The organism is Shinella sp. WSD5-1 (genome assembly GCF_963942435.1).
GTDB classification, from domain to species: Bacteria; Pseudomonadota; Alphaproteobacteria; order Rhizobiales; family Rhizobiaceae; genus Shinella; species Shinella yambaruensis.
The window spans coordinates 954,389-972,245 of the sequence record NZ_OZ012596.1 but is presented as its reverse complement, the minus strand read 5'-3'; the positions used below and the strand labels follow the sequence as shown (position 1 = coordinate 972,245).

Genomic DNA, 17,857 nt, shown 5'->3' with positions numbered 1-17,857 from the left:
CGAACAGAGGCGACGGGCATATGACGAAAACTGTTGAGAAACCTGCTGTCGGACGGCTGAAAAGCCGTCCGCAGTTTCTTTTTGTGCGCGAGGGCGAGAAACGCAAGGGACCGCTGTTCCTTCTCGAAGTGCGCGACCGGCAGATGCCGGACGAAGCGCCCCGCGTCGGCTTCACCGTTACCAAGAAGCACGGCAACGCCGTGGAACGCAATCGCATGCGCCGGCGCCTGAAAGAGGCGGTGCGGCTATCGGCCGGGTTTGCAATGGAGCCCGGACACGACTATGTGGTTGTCGCCAGACGGGACGTGTTGAGCGCCCCCTTCAAAACCCTTGAAGCCCGTCTCAACGACAGGATCGCGACGGTCAAGAAACAGAAGCAGCAGCAGCGCCCTGCTGCTCCCGGGAAAGAGTGATGGAAAAAAACCGCAATTATTTCGTGGCGATCGCGCTGTCCGTGCTGATCCTCGTGGCCTGGCAGTTCCTTTATGTGAACCCCAAGCTGGAAAAGGACCGCGCCGCGCTCGAGGCGCAGCAGGCCGCCCAGAGCCAGCAGACCACCACCTCCGGCGGCACGACGACGACCGCGACCGGCACGAGCGGCACGCTGCCGGGCAGCACGGCGGCAACCACCACGACCGAGACGCGCGAGACGGCGCTTGCCAAGTCCGCCCGCATCGAGATCGACACGCCGTCGCTTTCCGGCTCCATCAGCCTGACGGGCGCCCGCTTCGACGACCTGAAGCTGAAGGAATTCCACGAGACCGTCGACAAGACGAGCCCGATCATCACGCTGCTCAGCCCCGCCGAGACCGAACACGGCTATTTTGCCGAAATCGGCTATGTCGGCAGCGAGGCGACCGGCCAGGTCCCCGGCCCGCAGACCGTGTGGACGCAGGACGGCACCGGCAAGCTGACGCAGACCACCCCGGTCAAGCTGACTTATACCAACGACAAGAACGTCACCTTCACGCGCACGATCGCGGTCGACGAACACTACATGTTCACGATCACCGACAGCATCGAGAACCGCACGGATGCGGTGATCGCGCTTTCGCCCTATGGCCGCTCGACGCGCTTCTTCAAGCCGACGGATCCGTCCGTCTACGTGCTGCACGAAGGCTTCATCGGCGTGCTCGGCGATCTCGGCCTGCACGAGGTGAAGTATAGCGAGACCGAGGAAGACACGACGGTCGCGCCCGGCAAGGCGACCGGCGGCTGGCTCGGCATCACCGACAAGTACTGGGCGACGGCCCTCGTGCCGCCGCAGGCGACGCCCTACGAGACACGCTTCTCCTACTTCCAGGACGGCCGGCCGCGCTACCAGGCGGACTACCGCCAGGACGACGTCACCATCGCGCCCGGCCAGTCGATCGAGGTCAAGAACCTCTTCTTCGGCGGCGCCAAGGAAGTGCCGATCATCGACCAGTACGAGGCGTCCTACTCCATCCCGCGCTTCGACCTGATGATCGACTGGGGCTGGTTCTGGTTCTTCACCAAGCCGATGTTCCAGATGATGGACTTCTTCTTCCGCTATTTCGGCAATTTCGGCATCGCGATCCTGATCACCACGATCGTCGTCAAGGGCCTGTTCTTCCCGCTTGCCAACAAGCAGTACGCCTCCATGGCGAACATGAAGAAGATGCAGCCGAAGATGGAGGAGCTGAAGGCCAAGCACGGCGACGACCGCATGGCGCTGCAGCAGGCCATGATGCAGCTCTACAAGGAGGAGAAGATCAATCCGCTCGCGGGCTGCTGGCCGATCCTCCTGCAGATCCCGGTCTTCTTCGCGCTCTACAAGGTGATCTACGTCACCATCGAGATGCGCCATGCGCCGTTCTTCGGCTGGATCCAGGACCTCTCGGCGCCCGATCCGACGTCGCTGTTCAACCTGTTCGGCCTGCTGCCCTACGACGTGCCGCACTTCCTTCTGATCGGCGTCTGGCCCATCATCATGGGCATCACCATGTTCCTGCAGATGCGCATGAACCCGACACCGCCGGACCCGACCCAGGCGATGATCTTCACCTGGATGCCGCTGATCTTCACCTTCATGCTGGCGACCTTCCCGGCCGGCCTCGTCATCTACTGGGCCTGGAACAACCTGCTCTCGATCATCCAGCAGGGCATCATCATGAAGCGCCACGGCGTGAAGATCGAGCTCTTCGACAATCTGAAGGGATTGTTCGGAAAGAAAGCCGGATCATCCTGACGACCGCCTCGACGAACTCCAAGGAAACCCCGGCCTCGCGCCGGGGTTTCTTTTTGCCGATTTTTCCGCAAGGCCCGCTTGCGACATCGCCCCGTCGCTGGCATGGAAGCGGTGCGGGCGCATCCCTGTCATGCTCCCGGCGATCCCTTTGTCTTCATGCAAGCCCGAACGCAAGACCGCTTCTCGCCCTTTTGCCGGACTTGCCCTTGCGAGCCCACCATGTCCGCTTCCACGCTTCCGCTCACCCCCACGCTTCCGGAGAGACGGGGGCAGGGCTATGGCGCCGCCCTCGTGCTCGGCTCGGCCGTCGTCTGGAGCTTCGGCGGCACGCTGGCGCGCTTTCTGGCCATCGAGGACGGCTGGACCGTCGTCTTCTGGCGCTCGCTCTTTGCCGCCCTCTTCCTGCTCGGCTTCATGCTGCTGCGTGACGGCCCGCGCGGCACCGTGCAGCTGTTCAGGGGCATGGGTCTTGCCGGCATCGCGGTGGGGCTGTGCTTTGCCACCGCCTCCACATCCTTCATCCTCGCGCTCGCCTATACGACCGTCGCCAATGTCGTGCTGATCCAGGCCGGCGTGCCGCTGATCGCCGCGCTGATGGCCTGGCTGCTCTTCCGCGAGAGGATCGCCCTCCACACCTGGGTCGCCATCGCGGCGGTGATCGGCGGCGTTGCCATCATGGTCTCGGAATCGCTCGGCGGCAGCGTCTCGATGATGGGCGATGCGCTCGCCCTGCTGATCGCCTTCGCCTTCGCCACCGCGACGATCATCACCCGGCGCTTCGCCCATGTGCGCATGACGCCCGCCGTCTTCTTCGGCACGCTCGTCGCCTGCGCGGTGGCGGCAAGCCAGGCCTCCGGCTTTGCCGTGAGCGGCCAGGAACTCGGCATTCTCATCGTCTTCGGCGCGCTCAATTTCGGCCTCGGCCTCGCCCTCTTCGTCACCGGCGCCCGCCTCGTCCCCTCGGCGCTCGCCGCCCTGCTCGGCACGGCGGAGACGGTTCTGGCGCCGCTCTGGGTGGCGGTCATCCATGGCGAAGTGCCGGGCGCTCGCACCGTCATAGGCGGCATCATCGTGCTGGCGGCGCTCCTGTGCTATCTCGGCGTCGAGCTCTGGCGGCAGCGGCGCGCTTGACTTTCGCGGCCAAAACCGGGAAGCCGGGGGCTGGACAACAAGGGCGCGATTTATGACCGAGACGACGTCGCCGGACGACAAGCCGCTGTTCGGCAGGCCGTGGATCTTCATCCGCGGCGTGCCGGCGATGAAATTCCTGCCGCCGGAAGGCCCGCCGGAGATCGCCTTCGCCGGGCGTTCGAACGTCGGCAAGTCCTCGCTGATCAATGCGCTGGTCGGCCACAAGGGCCTGGCACGCACATCCAACACGCCCGGCCGCACGCAGGAGCTCAACTATTTCGTCCCGGACGGGTTTTCCGGCGCCGAGGACGACCTGCCGCCGATGGCGCTCGTCGACATGCCCGGCTACGGTTATGCCCAGGCGCCGAAGGAACAGGTCGACGCCTGGACCAAGCTCGTCTTCGACTACCTGCGCGGCCGCTCGACGCTGAAGCGCGTCTATGTGCTGGTCGACAGCCGCCACGGCATCAAGAAGAACGACGAGGAGGTTTTCGCCCTGCTCGACAAGGCGGCCGTCTCCTACCAGATCGTGCTGACCAAGACCGACAAGATCAAGGATGCCGGCGTGCCGCGCCTCGTCGGCGAAACCCTTGAGAAGATCGCCAAGCGTCCGGCCGCCTATCCGGAAGTGCTGGCCACATCCTCGGAGAAGGGCCGCGGGCTCGACGACCTGCGCAACGCCATCATCGCGGCCATCGCCCGATAGGGCTCAATCGAACCGGACGGCACCGGACGCAAGAACGGGGCCGGTCGCCTTGCCGCCGGGCGAACCGCCGAAGGGTTCCGCGCTGACGGAGAGCGTCGCGCCCTGGACGAGCCGGCCACGCAGTTCCCCCGGCACGGTGAGCGTGCCCTCGCCGGTCTGCGGCAGCACGCCGAGCGAGACGGGCGCCCTGCCCTCCTGCGTCAGCCACAGTTCGAGCGACTTGTCCTTGCCGCCGCCGGCGACCGGCGTCACCTTGAGCGAGCCGCTCGCCTCGTCATAGCGCGCGACGAGATCGATCGCGGCGCCCTCTCCCGCCAGGTCCGCGACGAGGCGCCCGCCGCTCACCGGGCGTGGAGCGATGAGCGCGCTGATCAGCAGGGCAAGGCCCGCCGCAACGGCGAAGGAGGCAAGGGCGAGCGCCCGCCAGAAGGCGAGCGAACCCCAGCAGCCGCCCGCGACCCTGCCGGAGAAGGCGGCATCCCGTGGTGCCGCGCCGAGCAGGCGCTGCTCCATGGGGGAGCGGGCACGCGGCGGCAGGTGCAGCGCCTCGTAGTCGTCCTCGAAGGTGGCAAGGTTCTCTTCCCAGCGATTGACGATGGCGGCGAACTGACGGTCCTTGACGAGCCGCGCCTCGACCTTGCGGCGGTCCTCGGCGGAAAGCACCCCGAGCACATATTCGCCGGCGATCACCTCGTCGCGGCGGGGGTCTCTCATCTCTCGGTCGGGCGCCGTCATCGGCTCATGCACTCCCTCTGGTTTCGGCAGCGTCGGGGCGAGGAACGGGCCTCCGGCCCTATATAGGCATTCCCGAGCGCTTTTGCTCATGCAAATGCGCAAGCGCGCCATCATATTCCCCATCGCCCTTTCCCGCCACCGATCTTGCGCCCCCGACGGGCCTTGCCCGTCTTTTTCAAGGCCCCGGCAGCAATATGGCGGGCGGATCATTCCATCGTCACGAAACATGCGTTAAACAGGCGCCCACCCATTCCCAAGAGGCCGCCATGTCCCTATCCGAAAGCGAAACCCAAGCCCGCCTTCTCGCGCAAGCCCTGCCCTTCATGCAGCGCTACGAGAACAAGACCATCGTGGTGAAATATGGCGGCCACGCCATGGGCAATGCGGAACTGGGCAAGGCTTTCGCGAGCGATATCGCGCTGCTCAAGCAGTCGGGCGTCAACCCGATCGTGGTGCATGGCGGCGGCCCGCAGATCGGCGCGATGCTGACCAAGATGGGCATCGAATCGAAATTCGAGGGGGGCCTGCGCGTCACCGACCAGAAGACGGTCGAGATCGTCGAGATGGTGCTCGCCGGCTCGATCAACAAGGAGATCGTCGCGCTCATCAACCAGACGGGCGAATGGGCGATCGGCCTGTGCGGCAAGGACGGCAACATGGTCTTCGCCGAAAAGGCCAAGAAGACCGTCGTCGATCCGGACAGCAATATCGAGCGCATCCTCGATCTCGGCTTCGTCGGCGAGGTGGTCGAGGTCGACCGCACGCTGATCGACCTGCTCGCCAAATCCGAGATGATCCCGGTCATCGCCCCGGTCGCCCCCGGCCGCGACGGCCACACCTACAACATCAACGCCGACACCTTCGCCGGTGCCATCGCCGGCGCGCTCAACGCGACGCGCCTGCTCTTCCTCACCGACGTGCCGGGCGTGCTCGACAAGAACGGCCAGCTCATCAAGGAACTCTCGGTCGCCGAGGCCCGCGCCCTCATCAAGGACGGCACGATCTCCGGCGGCATGATCCCGAAGGTCGAGACCTGCATCGACGCCATCAAGGCCGGCGTGCAGGGCGTCGTCATCCTCAACGGCAAGACCGCCCATTCGGTGTTGCTGGAAATCTTCACCGAGCACGGCGCCGGCACGCTGATCGTGCCCTGACGCTTCTGCCGGCGACGCCAAGCCGCCGGCCCCTCACCAGAAGAGCAGGCCCAGAATGCCGCAGACGATGAGCAGGCAGCCGACGACTTCCGTGCGGTTGACCCGCTCGTGGAAGAGGAAATACGAGGCCATGAAGGTGAAGACCAGCTCGATCTGGCCGAGCGCGCGCACATAGGCGACCTGCTGGAGGCTCATCGCCGTGAACCAGCAGGCCGAACCCAGCACCCCGGCAATGCCGACCAGCGCGGACGAGCGCCAGCTTCTCAAGACCTCGACGATTTCCCGCTTGTCCTTCCAGGCCATCCAGACCAGCATGAAAGCGGTCTGGAAAGTGGTGACGCAGGCGAGCGTCACCGCAGCGTTCATGATCGGCCCCGGCCCGTCGAGCGAGAGGGACGCGCTGCGATAGGCGACGGCCGAGACGCCGAAGACCGCGCCGGAGGCGATGCCGATCAGGGCGGTGCGGCTCGTCAGGGCAGCGACGGTGTTGCGCCAGGAGAGCGGCGCGCGGGCGACGGAAATCAGCATCACGCCGATGACGCCGACGACGATGGCGATGACCGCGCCGAAGGTGATGCGCTCGCCGAGCAGCACGAAACCGAAGATCGCCGCCTGCACCGGCTCCGTCTTGGAATAGGCGGTTCCCACGGCGAAATTCCGAAGCGAGAACAGATAGACGAGCAGCATGGTGGCGAATATCTGGGCCAGCCCCCCGATGACGGCCCAGAAGGCAAAGGTCCAGTTCAGCGAGGGGAAGGCGAGGCCGACGATGCGGTTCAGCACCAGCACGTAGAGGATCGCCAGCGGAAAGCCGTAGCCGAAGCGCACGAAGCTCGCACCGCGCGTGCCGAGCTTGCCCTGAAGATGCTTCTGCAGGGCCGAGCGCAGGTTCTGCAGGAAGGCGGCGGCGATGGTGATGGGGATCCAGAGTTCCATGCCCTGCCGCTAGCACGCGGGCCGGGCCAAATCCATCGCCGGCGCCAGCCTCCCATGGAAAATTCCGTTTCCCTCCGCGCAGGCGCATGCCATAAGACGCTGCATGACCGATCTTCCGAACAAAGCCGATTTCAGCCATGTGCGTGACTGGGTCTTCGACCTCGACAACACGCTCTATCCGCACCATGTCGATCTCTTCGCCCAGATCGACAAGAACATGACGGCTTACGTCTCGGCCCTGCTCGGCCTGTCGCGCGAGGAAGCGCGCGCCCTGCAGAAGCAGTATTATTTCGACCACGGAACGACGCTCAAGGGCCTGATGATCCATCACGCCATCGACCCAGTGGACTTCCTCGAAAAGGCGCATGCGATCAACTATGACGTGCTGTCGCCCGACCTGCCCCTCGGCGAGGCGATCCAGGCGCTGCCGGGCCGCAAGTTCATCTTCACCAACGGCAGCGTCAAGCATGCCGAGATGGCGGCGAGGGCCCTCGGCATCTTCCACCATTTCGACGACGTCTTCGATATCGTGGCGGCCGAATACGTGCCGAAGCCGGCCGGCGCGACCTATGACAAGTTCATGGCGCTGCACCGGGTCGACACGAAGCAGGCCGTGATGTTCGAGGACCTGCCGCGCAACCTCATCGTGCCGAAGACGCTCGGCATGAAGACCGTGCTGCTCACCCCGCGCGACGAGGGTCACGAATTCACCGATGCCTGGGAGAAACGCACGGAGGACGACAAGCATATCGATTATGCGACCTCGAACCTGACGGCTTTCCTCAACGCGCTGCTCTAGGCAAGAGCCGACACATTCCCGACACGGAAAAAACCCTTTTCCGTCAAAAGCTTGAATTACCAATTTGTAACTGGTGCCGGCCGGCATTCCCCCTATCCTGCCTCCCCAAGGGACGATGATGGATGAAAGGAATGACCATGGCTAAAAAGGAACTTCTCCTCGGCGCCGTCGCCGCCGGCCTTCTGCTTTCGGGCGTCGCCGCCCCCGCCTTCGCCGAGGGCGAGGGCCGGCACGGACCGCGCCATGCCGCGATGATCGAGCGCCTCGACGCGAACAAGGACGGCAAGGTCTCGCTCGACGAGTTCAAGACCAACATCTCCGCCGCCTTCAAGACCTTCGATGCCGACGGCGACGGCCAGGTGACGAAGGACGAGATCAAGGCCCGCCACGACGCGTTCCGCGATGCCCGCAAGGCCGTGCGTGACGCCGCCGATGCAGACAAGGACAAGGCACGCGAGGCGTTGCGGGCCGCCGGCCCCTTCATGCTGCCGGGCGCCGGCCGCATGTTCGACCGTGCCGACACCGACAGGAACGGCACGCTTTCCGAAGCGGAAGTGCTTGCCTCGGCGGAGAAGATCTTCGAACGGCGCGACAGCAACAAGGACGGCGCGATCGACACGGCCGATGCCCGCCCCCATAAGGGCAAGGGTCACCACGGCAAGGGTGGCGAGGAACGGGACGAGCGCATGCTGAAGCGCCTCGATGCCAACAGCGACGGCAAGGTCTCGCAGGAGGAGCTGCTGCAGCGCGCCTCGGAAACCTTCCAGCGCTTCGACGCCGACAAGAACGGCGAGGTGACGAAGGCCGAAGTCGACGCCAGGCGCGAGGCCTTCCGAGACGCCCGCAAGGCCTTCCGCGAAGTGAAGGCGACGGATGGCGAGGCGAAGGCGGCCGCCCGCGAGGCGCTGCGCGAAGCCCGGATCGACCGCATGGGCGGCCGCATGTTCGAGCGGGCGGATGCCGACAAGAACGGCACGCTGACCAAGGCGGAAATGGAAACCGCCGCCGCCGCGATGTTCAAGCAGCGCGACAGGAACGGCGACGGCTTCATCACCGCCGACGAGATGGGCAGGCGCCACAAGTAAGCGCCGCGTCGAATGCGGAACGCCCCGGTCGATGCCGGGGCGTTTTATTGAGGAGCGGCACCGGAAGGCCCCGGCCACGATTCCGGCCAGGCCTCTCAAGCGAGCGCGGCTGCCGCCTGCTCGGCCTCCAGCTTCTCGTAAAACTTCACGATGATGTCCCAGGCCTCGTCGGCCGTCTCGACGAACTGCATCAGCTCGACATCGCCGGGCGCGATCGTCCCGAAGGCGGCAAGCGCGTCGAAATCGATGATCCTGCGCCAGAATTCCTTGCCGAACAGGATGAGCGGCACCAGCGCCATGCGGCCCGTCTGCATCAGCGTCACCGTCTCGAACAGTTCGTCGAGCGTGCCGAAGCCGCCCGGAAACACCGTCACGGCCTTGGCGCGCAGCAGGAAATGCATCTTGCGGATGGCGAAATAGTGGAAGTTGAAGCTGAGCTCCGGCGTCACATAGGGGTTCGGCGCCTGCTCGTGCGGCAGCACGATGTTGAGGCCGATCGACGGCGCGCCGACATCGGCCGCCCCGCGGTTGCCCGCCTCCATGACGCCCGGCCCGCCGCCGGTGACGACGACATATTCCTTGAAGCCGAGTTCCGCCGACTTCTCCGAGCACTTGCGCGCGAATTTGCGGGCCTCGTCGTAATAGACCGAGGCGGCCTCGAGATTGAGGCGCTGCGTCTCGTTGCGCGCCGCCCAGGCCTCCTGGCCGGGGGCGGGAATGCGCGCGCCGCCGAACATCACGACGGTCGACTTGATGCCGCGCTCGGCAAGCATCATCTCGACTTTCAGAAGCTCCAGCTGCAGGCGCACCGGGCGCAGCTCCTCGCGGCAGAGGAAATCGTCGTCGACATAGGCAAGCCGGTAGGCCGGATGGGCCGACTGCGGCGTCTGCGGCACGACGGCGGCGCGGTGCTTGTCCTGCGCGCTGTCGGCCAACGGATCCCACACGCCGTCCTTGCGGCGCAGATTCTTCTTCTTCAGTCTTGCCATGTCATTTTCCTGCTTGCTGGCCCGCTTTCCGGCCCCACGGGATTACCATTGCGCCCGTGCGACAGTATCTGCCGGAAAGGGGCTTCATCTTTTCCGGCACTTGCTCTAGAGCATTTTGCAGATTGATGAAATCAACCTTCCGGCATCCCGACAATCGAAAATAAGCCTCGAAGTTTAAGGAATTCCGATGAGCCTGTCCGACCTCGCCACCCTTTCCGCCACCATCGAGCGCGCCTTCGAGGAACGGGACGGCATCAACACCGGAACGCGCGGCGAAGTGCGCGATGCGGTGGAGACGTCCCTCAACCTGCTCGACAGCGGAAAAGTGCGCGTCGCCCAGCGCGGCGAGGACGGCACCTGGACGGTGAACCAGTGGCTGAAGAAGGCCGTTCTCCTGTCCTTCCGCCTCAACCCGATGGAGATCGTCAAGGGCGGCCCGGGCGACTCGTCCTGGTGGGACAAGGTGCCCTCCAAGTTCGACGGCTGGAGCGTCAACGAATTCGAGAAGGCCGGCTTCCGCGCCGTGCCGAACTGCGTGGTGCGCCGCTCGGCCTATATCGCGCCGAACGCCATCCTGATGCCCTCCTTCGTCAATCTCGGCGCCTATGTCGGCGAGGGCACGATGGTCGACACCTGGGCGACGGTGGGCTCCTGCGCGCAGATCGGCAAGCATGTGCATCTTTCCGGCGGCGTCGGCATCGGCGGCGTGCTGGAGCCGATGCAGGCCGGACCGACGATCATCGAGGACAATTGCTTCATCGGCGCCCGCTCGGAAGTCGTCGAAGGCTGCATCGTGCGCGAGGGCTCCGTGCTCGGCATGGGCGTCTTCATCGGCAAGTCGACCAAGATCGTCGACCGTGCGACAGGCGAGGTGACCTATGGCGAGGTGCCGCCCTATTCCGTCGTCGTCGCCGGCTCCATGCCGTCGGACAAGACCATGCCGAACGGCCTGCCGGCGCCGGGGCTCTACTGCGCCGTCATCGTCAAGCGTGTCGACGCGCAGACCCGCTCGAAGACCGGCATCAACGAACTGCTCCGGGATTGAGCCATGGCAGTCGTGGAAGAGCAGAGGCCGAGCCTCGCCTGGCTCTTCTTCGGCTGGTCCGGCCGGGTCAGCCGGGTGCCCTTCGCGCTCGGCTGGGCCTTCTGGCTGATGCTGCTTTCGGCCGCGCTCGCCCGCATCATCATCGTGCCGGAGGAGGATCCCTCCTTCCTCTTCTGGTCCTTCGTCTTCGTCGGCGTGGCGCTCGTCTCCACGGTGTCCTCCGTCCTCCTGACGGTCAAGCGGCTGCACGACATGAACCTGCCGCTGCCGCTGATCATCTGCCTGTTCATCCCGGCCATCTCCTTCTTCGCGCTCTTCGCCTTCATGGTCTGGCCGGGCACGAACGGGCCGAACGACTACGGCCGCCTGCCCAACCGCCCGAAAGACTGAGAGGCGCGCGCTTCGGCCGCGCGTGACAGCGCACGGCCGATCGGCTAAATCTCGATTCTCCTTCCTCCCTTTCGTGCCGTGACCGCATGTCCATGACCTCCGCCGATCCGATCGCCAATCTTGCAACACTCATCCGCTGCCCCTCCGTCACCCCTGCCGAGGGCGGGGCGCTGACGGCGCTCGCCGCCATGCTGGCGCCGCTCGGCTTCACAGTGGAGCGCATGACGGCGCGCGAGCCCGGCATGCCCGACATCGAGAACCTCTATGCCCGCATCGGCACCGAGGGGCCGCACCTGATGTTCGCCGGCCACACGGATGTCGTGCCCGTCGGCAATGAGGCGGCCTGGACGCATGCGCCCTTCGGCGCCGAGGTCGCCGGCGGCGAGATGTTCGGCCGCGGCGCGGTCGACATGAAGGGCGGCATCGCCTGCTTCGTCGCGGCCGTCGCGCGCCAGATCGCGAAGAACGGTCCGCCGGAGGGTTCGCTCTCCTTCCTCATCACCGGCGACGAGGAAGGCCCGGCCGTCAACGGCACGATCAAGCTGCTGCAATGGGCCGCAGAGCGCGGCGAACGCTGGGATGCCTGCCTCGTCGGCGAGCCGACGAACCCGGACCAGCTCGGCGACATGATCAAGATCGGCCGGCGCGGCTCCGTCTCCGGCACGATCACGGTACATGGCGTGCAGGGCCATGCCGCCTATCCGCACCTCGCCGACAATGCCGTGCGCGGCGTGATCGCGCTTACCGATGCCCTGATGCATCCGCCGTTCGACGTCGGCACGGAAAATTTCCAGCCATCGAATCTGGAGGTAACGACGATCGATGTCGGCAACCCCGCGACGAATGTCGTGCCGGCACAGGCGATCGCCCGCTTCAACATCCGCTTCAACGACAGCTGGACGGCCGAGACCGTGATGGCCGAGATCGTGCGCCGGCTCGATGCCGCCGCGCGCGACGAAAGGCTGCGGCCGGGCCGCCCGCCGCTCCGCTACGACATCGCCTGGGCCGAGCGGCCGAGCCACGTCTTCCTCACCCGCAACGACCGGCTGATCGCCTCGCTGTCGGGCGCCGTCGAAGCCGTAACCGGACGCGCGCCAAAGCTGTCGACGACCGGGGGCACCTCCGATGCCCGCTTCATCAAGGACTACTGCCCGGTCGTGGAGTTCGGCCTCGTCGGGCAGACCATGCACATGGTCGACGAGCGGGTGGCGATCGCCGATCTCGAGACGCTGACCGTGATCTACGAGACCTTCCTCCAGCGCTGGTTCGGCGATGCCCGGGCTTGACGAGGTCCTGCACTATCTCACCGGCGTCTTCCTGCTCGTGCGGCAGAAGCAGGAGGGGTTCGGCTGGCTGGACCTGACGATGCGCGGGCTTGTCCGCTCCTTCTGGGCCTTCGCCTGGTGCCTTCCCGCCTTTGCCGTCATCTGGGCATCCTGGCGGCTGTATTTTCTCGGCAGCATGCCGGCGGGAACGCCGGCCGGCCTCTCCTTCTTCGTCAAGCTCCTGGTGATCGACGTGGCGGGCTGGCTGCTGCCGCTCGTGCTTCTGGCGGCGCTCGCGCGTCCGCTCGGCTACGGCAAGCATGTTGCGACCGTGGTGACGGCGAGCAACTGGATCGCCGTGCCCTTTGCCTATGCCGCGGCGATCCCCTTCGCGCTGACGCTGGTCCTGCCCACGAGCGCGCCCTTTGCCGGCCTGCTGCTCTATGCGGTCTTCGGCGCCAGCGTCGTGCTGCAGTTCCGCCTCGTGTGGATGTGCGTCGGCAGACAGACGCTGCTCGCCTCGGCCATGACGGCGATCTACGTGCTGCCGCCGATGATCGTCGGGCAGCAATTGCAGCAGCTCCTCGGCACGTTGCCGGGCTGATGCGCCTTTCGCCCTCCGGGCCGCCTAGTAGTCGACAGCCATGAAATAGAGCCCGTCCGGCGGCGCCACGGGGCCGCAGGCCTTGCGGTCGCGCGCCTCCAGCGCCGCGCGCACGTCCTGCGGTGTCCACTTGCCCTCGCCCGCCAGCTTCAGCGTGCCGGCGAAGGAGCGGATCTGGTTGTGCAGGAAGCTCTGTGCCGAGACGCGCATCTCGATCAGGTCGCCGCTGCGCGTCACATCCAGTCGGTCGATGGTGCGCACGGGGCTGTTCGCCTGGCACTGGGCGGCACGGAAGGTCGTGAAGTCGTGCCTGCCGACGAGCATCTGCCCGGCGGCATGCATCACCTCGTGGTCGAGCGCCCTGGCGACGAACCAGGCCCGGTTCGCCTCCAGCGCCAGCGGCGCTGGGCGCGAGATGATGCGGTAGAGATAGTGCCGCTTCACCGCCGAGAAGCGGGCGTCGAAATCGTCGGGCACCGCCGCCGCATCGAGGATCGCGATCCGCTCGCCGGCCATGCCGAGATGGGCGTTGAGCGCGTTGCGCAGCGTGTGCTCCTTCCACAGCCGGGAAAGGTCCGCATGGGCCACCTGCCCCATGGCATGCACGCCCGAATCCGTGCGCCCCGCGCCGCGGATCGAGACGGTCTCGCCCGTGAGCGACAGGATGGCCGCCTCGATGGCGCCTTGCACGGAGTGCCCGTTGTCCTGCCGCTGCCAGCCGACATAGGGCGTGCCGTCATATTCGATGCGGAGGCGGTAGCGCGGCATCAGCCGATGACCTGGCCGGCCGCGACGGGCGTGCCGCGCAGGAAATCGGCCGCGTCGAGCGGCTTGCCGCCCGCCTTCTGCAGGCGCACGAGCCGGACGGCCCCGCCGTCACCGCAGGCGACCGTGAGCCGGTCGTCGAGAACCGTGCCGGCGGCTTTCGCCGTGGTTTCACCGGACGGCGCGCTCGCCAGAACCTTCACCCGCTCCGGCTTGCCGCCGACCGGCAGCTCGAACCAGGCGCCGGGGAAGGGCGAGAGGCCGCGGATATGGTTGTGCACGTCGCCGGCGGGACGGGAAAAATCGACGCGGGTCTCGGCCTTGTCGATCTTGGCCGCGTAGAGCACGCCCTCCTCTGCCTGCGGGGTCAGCGGCAGATCGCCGGCTTCGAGATTCGCCATGGCTTCCACCATCAGGGCGCCGCCCGCCTGCATCAGCGTATCGTGCAGCTCACCGGCCGTCATGGTGTCGCTTATCGCCACGCGATGGGTCAGCGCGACCGGGCCGGTGTCGAGGCCCTTCTCCATCTGCATGACCATCATGCCGGTTTCCGCGTCCCCCGCCATGATCGCCCGCTGGATGGGCGCTGCACCGCGCCAGCGCGGCAGCAGCGAGGCATGACCGTTGTAGCAGCCGAGCCGGGTGCCGGTAAGGATCGCCTCCGGCAGCAGGAGGCCGTAGGCGACGACGACGGCGACATCCGCCTTCAGCGCGCGAAAGGCCGCGCGGTCGGCCTCCTCGCGGAAATTGAGCGGGGTGAAGACGGGAAGCCCGAGCCTTTCGGCCGCCTGGTGCACCGGCGACTTCACCAGTTCGAGGCCGCGGCGGCCGGCCGGGCGCGGCGGCTGCGAATAGACGGCGACGATCTCGTGGCCGGCCTCCGCCAGCGCCTCAAGCGTCGGCACGGAGAAATCCGGCGTGCCCATGAAGATGATGCGAAGGGCCATCGGTCAGCCTCCAGGAAAGCGGTTCCAGCAAAAGCGCGAAGCGGCTTTGCGGCCGGAATTGCATGAAACAAAGCCTGGGCGGCAAGCGCCTGGTTGTCGCCTCAGAGCGCCTTGCTGCCGCGCAGCTTCGCCGCCTTGGTGAACTTGCGGATCACCATTTCGCGCTTCAGCTTGGAAATATGGTCGATGAACAGCACGCCGTTGAGGTGATCGATCTCGTGCTGCAGGCAGGTCGCCAGCAGGCCGTCGGCCTCCGTCAGCTGCTCCTTGCCGTCGCGGTCGAGATGCTTGACGGTGATGGCGGCGGGGCGCTCGACCTCGGCATAATAATCCGGGATCGACAGGCAGCCCTCCTCATAGACCGAGCGGGCATCCGAGGCGGAGACGACTTCCGGATTGATGAAGACGAGCGGCTTCTTGTCCTCGCCCTCCTTCGAGACGTCGAGCACCAGCATGCGGCGCGCGACGCCGATCTGGATCGCGGCAAGGCCGATGCCCGGCGCATCGTACATGGTTTCCAGCATGTCGTCGGCGAGTGCCTTCACCTCGCTGTCGACGGTCTCGATGGGCTTCGAAACCTGGCGGAGGATCGGATCGGGAAGGATAATCAGCGGCTTGATGGTCATCTCGCCTCCTTAGCGCGGTTTTTTGACGCTTTCAATCGGCTTCGACCGTCGCCAGCGTAGCATGTCCTGCGCATCCGTTCACGTTATGATCTGGTTTCCGCCGCAATCCGTGTTATGGTCGCGGCATGATCGATCCGACCTTTGACATGCTGCTCGCCTCCCTCCTTGCCCGGCTCGGCGGCCCCGGCCCGGCGCTCGTGCTGCTCGCCGCCGTGCTGATCGCCGTCTTCGGCCTGCTTTCGGCCCGCCGCAGCCAGGCGCGCCAGCGCGAGGCGGCGGCGATGGCGGAGCTGCGCTTTGCCGAACTCCTGAAGGCACAGACGGAAATGCAGGGACGCGTCGCCGCCATGGCCGACGTCTTCGGCGCGAAGCAATCGGAGACGAACCAGGCGATCAATGCCCGGCTCGACGGCCTGACGCAGCGGATCGGCCAGTCGATCTCCGAGCAGACCCGCTCGACGCACGAGAACCTCCGCCGCCTGCAGGAACGGCTTGCCGTGATCGACAATGCGCAGAGCAACATCCAGTCGCTGGCGAAGGACGTGGTCGGCCTCCAGGCGATCCTCTCAAACAAGCAGACGCGCGGCGCCTTCGGCCAGTCGCGCATGGAGACGATCATCGCCGACGCCATGCCGCCCGGCGCCTACCAGTTCCAGGCGCAGCTTTCCAACGGCGTCAGGCCCGACTGCACGATCCGCATGCCGAACGGCCAGCCGCCTCTCGTCGTCGATGCGAAATTCCCGCTGGAGGCGTGGAATGCGCTGTCGGACGGGCGCTCCCCCGAGGCCGCCAAGCTCGCGGCACAGCAGTTCCGCCGCGACATGGAGACCCATATCCGCGATATCGCCGAAAAATATCTTCTCGCCGGCGAGACGCAGGACACCGCCTTCCTCTTCGTGCCCTCCGAATCGATCTTCGCCAGCATCCACGAGAATTTCGAGGCCATCGTGCAGCGGGCGCACCGGGCGCGCATCGTCATCGTTTCGCCGTCGCTGCTCATGCTCTCCGTGCAGGTGCTGCAGGCGCTTCTGAAGGACCAGCGCATGCGCGAGCAGGCCCATGTCATCCAGGGCGAGGTCGCCCGGCTGATGGACGACCTGACGCGGCTCGACGACCGGGTGCGCAAGCTTTCCGGCCATTTCACCGCCGCGCAGAAGGATGTCGACCTCATCCTGACCTCGACGGAGAAGCTCACCCGGCGTGGCGCGCGCATCGGGGACATGGAATTCGAGACGGCATCGGCGCTTTCCGCGCCTGCGGAGACGGCCGTCGAGACCCGGACGGGGCAGCTTCGGCTGAGGGTGGTTGACGAGGACTGACCGCCTCGGGCAGTGTCCGGCGGAAACGACAAGGGGCACCTCTCATGATCACCGTCTTCGGCTCCATCAACATGGACCTCATCGCCACGCCAGAACGCCTGCCGAAGCCGGGCGAGACGGTGATGGGCAGCAGCTTCACCACCGCCGCCGGCGGCAAGGGCGCCAACCAGGCGCTCGCCGCCCGCCGCGCCGGCGCGATCGTGCGCATGGCCGGCGCCGTCGGCGACGACCGACTGGGCAGCCAGGCGCTGGCGCTGCTCGCCGACGCCGCCGTCGATCTCAACGGCGTGCGCTCCGCCGCCGAGGCGACCGGCACGGCCCATATCCTCGTGGACGACGAAGGCGAGAACGTCATCGTCGTCGTGCCGGGCGCCAACGGCACCGTCAGCGAGGAGGATGCGAAGCGCACCGTCGGCGGCATGACGCGCGGCGATTACCTGATGCTGCAGTTCGAAATTCCCAATGCCGCCATCGAGGCCGCGCTCGTCAGCGCCAAGCAGAAGGGCGTCATCTCGATCGTCAACATCGCGCCCTTCAGCGCCGATGCCCGTCGTCTCGGCGCGATGGCCGACATCCTCGTCGCCAACGAGACGGAATTCGACCTCTTTGTCGGCAAGGGCGAACTCTCTGACGAGGCACGCGAGACGACCATGCGCACGCTGCATGCGGGCAGCGGCCAGACGATCATCGTCACGCTCGGCGCCGACGGCGTCGTCGCGATCCGCAGGAACGAGATTTTCCGCGCCGCCGGCCTCAAGATCGAGCCCGTCGACACGGTGGGTGCGGGCGACACGTTCTGCGGTTACCTCGCCGCCTCGCTCGATGCCGGGCTCGGCTTCAAGGAGGCGCTGCGCCGCGCCGCCGTCGCCGGATCGCTCGCCTGCCTGAAGCCCGGCGCCCAGCCCTCCATCCCCTTCGCCCCCGCCGTCGACGCCGAAATCTAAACGGTGGCGCGGCCGCGCCGCCCGCCGGATTTCGCAATTGACACATCGGGCGTCGCATTGGCTGCGACGCCCGAGAAATCAGCCGGTTGCGCCAAGAAGTGGCGGCGACGCTTGGCTATTTATTAATATTTTATGGGTTACTGAAATCTTCAGATTCCGGCCCTTGAGACCGGCCATCTCTGGCGCTGGTTGCGCGCCGTGCCCTCCA

General features: G+C 66.3%; 19 protein-coding genes. 13 read left to right on the top strand and 6 right to left on the bottom strand.

Going from position 1 to position 17,857, the window contains the following annotated elements:
- Positions 1-20 precede the first annotated feature (20 nt).
- The 4 genes from rnpA to yihA all read left to right on the top strand — a co-directional run bounded on the left by rnpA (position 21) and on the right by yihA (position 4,046).
- The gene (gene rnpA / locus AABQ55_RS04620; RefSeq protein ID WP_244767287.1) at positions 21-413 is read left to right on the top strand and encodes a ribonuclease P protein component; all 393 of its coding nucleotides are present in this window, start codon (positions 21-23) and stop codon (positions 411-413) included.
- Positions 413-2,209, top strand: coding sequence for a membrane protein insertase YidC (gene yidC, locus AABQ55_RS04615; RefSeq protein WP_272804252.1), 1,797 nt, complete (start codon positions 413-415; stop codon positions 2,207-2,209). The genes rnpA and yidC overlap by 1 nt, the downstream gene beginning before the upstream one ends.
- 219 nt (positions 2,210-2,428) lie before the next feature.
- Positions 2,429-3,340 (top strand): DMT family transporter, encoded by a 912-nt coding sequence (locus AABQ55_RS04610; RefSeq protein ID WP_272804251.1) that lies wholly within the window; start codon positions 2,429-2,431, stop codon positions 3,338-3,340.
- 52 nt (positions 3,341-3,392) lie between these two features.
- Positions 3,393-4,046 carry a ribosome biogenesis GTP-binding protein YihA/YsxC gene (gene yihA, locus AABQ55_RS04605; RefSeq protein ID WP_244767284.1) on the top strand — a complete coding sequence of 218 codons (654 nt, stop codon included), beginning with the start codon at positions 3,393-3,395 and terminating at the stop codon, positions 4,044-4,046.
- A 3-nt stretch (positions 4,047-4,049) separates the two neighbouring features.
- Here yihA and AABQ55_RS04600 read toward each other — a convergent pair whose 3' ends face one another.
- Positions 4,050-4,760, bottom strand: coding sequence for an anti-sigma factor (locus AABQ55_RS04600; protein WP_336314364.1), 711 nt, complete (start codon positions 4,758-4,760; stop codon positions 4,050-4,052).
- A 287-nt stretch (positions 4,761-5,047) separates the two neighbouring features.
- On the opposite strand from AABQ55_RS04600, the gene argB reads away from it, so the two are divergent.
- Entirely contained in the window at positions 5,048-5,935 is an 888-nt protein-coding gene (gene argB / locus AABQ55_RS04595) for an acetylglutamate kinase (protein ID WP_272804249.1), read from the top strand.
- A gap of 33 nt (positions 5,936-5,968) precedes the next feature.
- Here the strand turns inward: argB and AABQ55_RS04590 are convergent, their stop codons facing one another.
- Positions 5,969-6,871 carry a DMT family transporter gene (locus AABQ55_RS04590; RefSeq protein WP_272804248.1) on the bottom strand — a complete coding sequence of 301 codons (903 nt, stop codon included), beginning with the start codon at positions 6,869-6,871 and terminating at the stop codon, positions 5,969-5,971.
- A gap of 103 nt (positions 6,872-6,974) precedes the next feature.
- On the opposite strand from AABQ55_RS04590, the gene AABQ55_RS04585 reads away from it, so the two are divergent.
- Together AABQ55_RS04585 and AABQ55_RS04580 are read left to right on the top strand one after the other, a co-directional pair.
- Positions 6,975-7,670 carry a pyrimidine 5'-nucleotidase gene (locus AABQ55_RS04585; protein ID WP_244767280.1) on the top strand — a complete coding sequence of 232 codons (696 nt, stop codon included), beginning with the start codon at positions 6,975-6,977 and terminating at the stop codon, positions 7,668-7,670.
- A 137-nt stretch (positions 7,671-7,807) separates the two neighbouring features.
- A complete protein-coding gene (locus AABQ55_RS04580; protein ID WP_272804247.1) occupies positions 7,808-8,755 on the top strand; it encodes an EF-hand domain-containing protein in 948 nt (315 codons plus the stop codon).
- A gap of 95 nt (positions 8,756-8,850) precedes the next feature.
- Here AABQ55_RS04580 and AABQ55_RS04575 read toward each other — a convergent pair whose 3' ends face one another.
- On the bottom strand, positions 8,851-9,744 hold the full coding sequence (locus AABQ55_RS04575) for an LOG family protein (protein WP_244767278.1): 894 nt from the start codon (positions 9,742-9,744) through the stop codon (positions 8,851-8,853).
- A 187-nt stretch (positions 9,745-9,931) separates the two neighbouring features.
- Here AABQ55_RS04575 and dapD point away from each other — a divergent pair, with 187 nt between their 5' ends.
- The 4 genes from dapD to AABQ55_RS04555 all read left to right on the top strand — a co-directional run bounded on the left by dapD (position 9,932) and on the right by AABQ55_RS04555 (position 13,048).
- Positions 9,932-10,789, top strand: a complete 858-nt coding sequence (dapD, locus tag AABQ55_RS04570; protein WP_244767277.1) for a 2,3,4,5-tetrahydropyridine-2,6-dicarboxylate N-succinyltransferase — start codon at positions 9,932-9,934, stop codon at positions 10,787-10,789.
- Between the two features lie 3 nt (positions 10,790-10,792).
- Entirely contained in the window at positions 10,793-11,179 is a 387-nt protein-coding gene (locus tag AABQ55_RS04565) for a DUF805 domain-containing protein (protein WP_244767276.1), read from the top strand.
- Between the two features lie 92 nt (positions 11,180-11,271).
- Positions 11,272-12,465 (top strand): succinyl-diaminopimelate desuccinylase, encoded by a 1,194-nt coding sequence (gene dapE / locus AABQ55_RS04560; protein ID WP_272807389.1) that lies wholly within the window; start codon positions 11,272-11,274, stop codon positions 12,463-12,465.
- Positions 12,452-13,048 (top strand): hypothetical protein, encoded by a 597-nt coding sequence (locus AABQ55_RS04555; protein ID WP_244767275.1) that lies wholly within the window; start codon positions 12,452-12,454, stop codon positions 13,046-13,048. The genes dapE and AABQ55_RS04555 overlap by 14 nt, the downstream gene beginning before the upstream one ends.
- A gap of 24 nt (positions 13,049-13,072) precedes the next feature.
- Here AABQ55_RS04555 and truA read toward each other — a convergent pair whose 3' ends face one another.
- From truA to def, 3 genes are all read right to left on the bottom strand, one after another.
- Positions 13,073-13,816 (bottom strand): tRNA pseudouridine(38-40) synthase TruA, encoded by a 744-nt coding sequence (truA, locus tag AABQ55_RS04550; RefSeq protein ID WP_272804246.1) that lies wholly within the window; start codon positions 13,814-13,816, stop codon positions 13,073-13,075.
- The gene (fmt, locus tag AABQ55_RS04545; protein ID WP_272804245.1) at positions 13,816-14,760 is read right to left on the bottom strand and encodes a methionyl-tRNA formyltransferase; all 945 of its coding nucleotides are present in this window, start codon (positions 14,758-14,760) and stop codon (positions 13,816-13,818) included. The genes truA and fmt overlap by 1 nt, the downstream gene beginning before the upstream one ends.
- Positions 14,761-14,861: 101 nt before the next feature.
- A complete protein-coding gene (gene def / locus AABQ55_RS04540) occupies positions 14,862-15,386 on the bottom strand; it encodes a peptide deformylase (RefSeq protein WP_244767272.1) in 525 nt (174 codons plus the stop codon).
- Positions 15,387-15,532: 146 nt separating this feature from the next.
- Between def and AABQ55_RS04535 the strand changes: the two genes are divergently transcribed.
- Positions 15,533-16,705, top strand: a complete 1,173-nt coding sequence (locus AABQ55_RS04535; RefSeq protein WP_272807388.1) for a DNA recombination protein RmuC — start codon at positions 15,533-15,535, stop codon at positions 16,703-16,705.
- Between the two features lie 44 nt (positions 16,706-16,749).
- Complete coding sequence (locus AABQ55_RS04530) at positions 16,750-17,649, top strand: ribokinase (RefSeq protein ID WP_244767271.1); 900 nt, start codon at positions 16,750-16,752, stop codon at positions 17,647-17,649.
- Positions 17,650-17,857: the final 208 nt, after the last annotated feature.

Excerpts from the sequence above, each read along its gene's own strand:
- AABQ55_RS04580 (WP_272804247.1), top strand. The coding sequence starts at position 7,808 with ATGGCTAAAAAGGAACTTCTCCTCGGCGCCGTCGCCGCCGGCCTTCTG.
- yihA (WP_244767284.1), top strand. The coding sequence starts at position 3,393 with ATGACCGAGACGACGTCGCCGGACGACAAGCCGCTGTTCGGCAGGCCG.
- truA (WP_272804246.1), bottom strand. The coding sequence starts at position 13,816 with ATGCCGCGCTACCGCCTCCGCATCGAATATGACGGCACGCCCTATGTC.
- AABQ55_RS04555 (WP_244767275.1), top strand. The coding sequence starts at position 12,452 with ATGCCCGGGCTTGACGAGGTCCTGCACTATCTCACCGGCGTCTTCCTG.
- AABQ55_RS04600 (WP_336314364.1), bottom strand. The coding sequence starts at position 4,760 with ATGAGAGACCCCCGCCGCGACGAGGTGATCGCCGGCGAATATGTGCTC.
- AABQ55_RS04590 (WP_272804248.1), bottom strand. The coding sequence starts at position 6,871 with ATGGAACTCTGGATCCCCATCACCATCGCCGCCGCCTTCCTGCAGAAC.
- AABQ55_RS04535 (WP_272807388.1), top strand. The coding sequence starts at position 15,533 with ATGCTGCTCGCCTCCCTCCTTGCCCGGCTCGGCGGCCCCGGCCCGGCG.
- AABQ55_RS04610 (WP_272804251.1), top strand. The coding sequence starts at position 2,429 with ATGTCCGCTTCCACGCTTCCGCTCACCCCCACGCTTCCGGAGAGACGG.
- fmt (WP_272804245.1), bottom strand. The coding sequence starts at position 14,760 with ATGGCCCTTCGCATCATCTTCATGGGCACGCCGGATTTCTCCGTGCCG.
- argB (WP_272804249.1), top strand. The coding sequence starts at position 5,048 with ATGTCCCTATCCGAAAGCGAAACCCAAGCCCGCCTTCTCGCGCAAGCC.
- AABQ55_RS04530 (WP_244767271.1), top strand. The coding sequence starts at position 16,750 with ATGATCACCGTCTTCGGCTCCATCAACATGGACCTCATCGCCACGCCA.
- dapD (WP_244767277.1), top strand. The coding sequence starts at position 9,932 with ATGAGCCTGTCCGACCTCGCCACCCTTTCCGCCACCATCGAGCGCGCC.
- rnpA (WP_244767287.1), top strand. The coding sequence starts at position 21 with ATGACGAAAACTGTTGAGAAACCTGCTGTCGGACGGCTGAAAAGCCGT.
- AABQ55_RS04565 (WP_244767276.1), top strand. The coding sequence starts at position 10,793 with ATGGCAGTCGTGGAAGAGCAGAGGCCGAGCCTCGCCTGGCTCTTCTTC.
- AABQ55_RS04585 (WP_244767280.1), top strand. The coding sequence starts at position 6,975 with ATGACCGATCTTCCGAACAAAGCCGATTTCAGCCATGTGCGTGACTGG.
- AABQ55_RS04575 (WP_244767278.1), bottom strand. The coding sequence starts at position 9,744 with ATGGCAAGACTGAAGAAGAAGAATCTGCGCCGCAAGGACGGCGTGTGG.
- yidC (WP_272804252.1), top strand. The coding sequence starts at position 413 with ATGGAAAAAAACCGCAATTATTTCGTGGCGATCGCGCTGTCCGTGCTG.
- def (WP_244767272.1), bottom strand. The coding sequence starts at position 15,386 with ATGACCATCAAGCCGCTGATTATCCTTCCCGATCCGATCCTCCGCCAG.
- dapE (WP_272807389.1), top strand. The coding sequence starts at position 11,272 with ATGACCTCCGCCGATCCGATCGCCAATCTTGCAACACTCATCCGCTGC.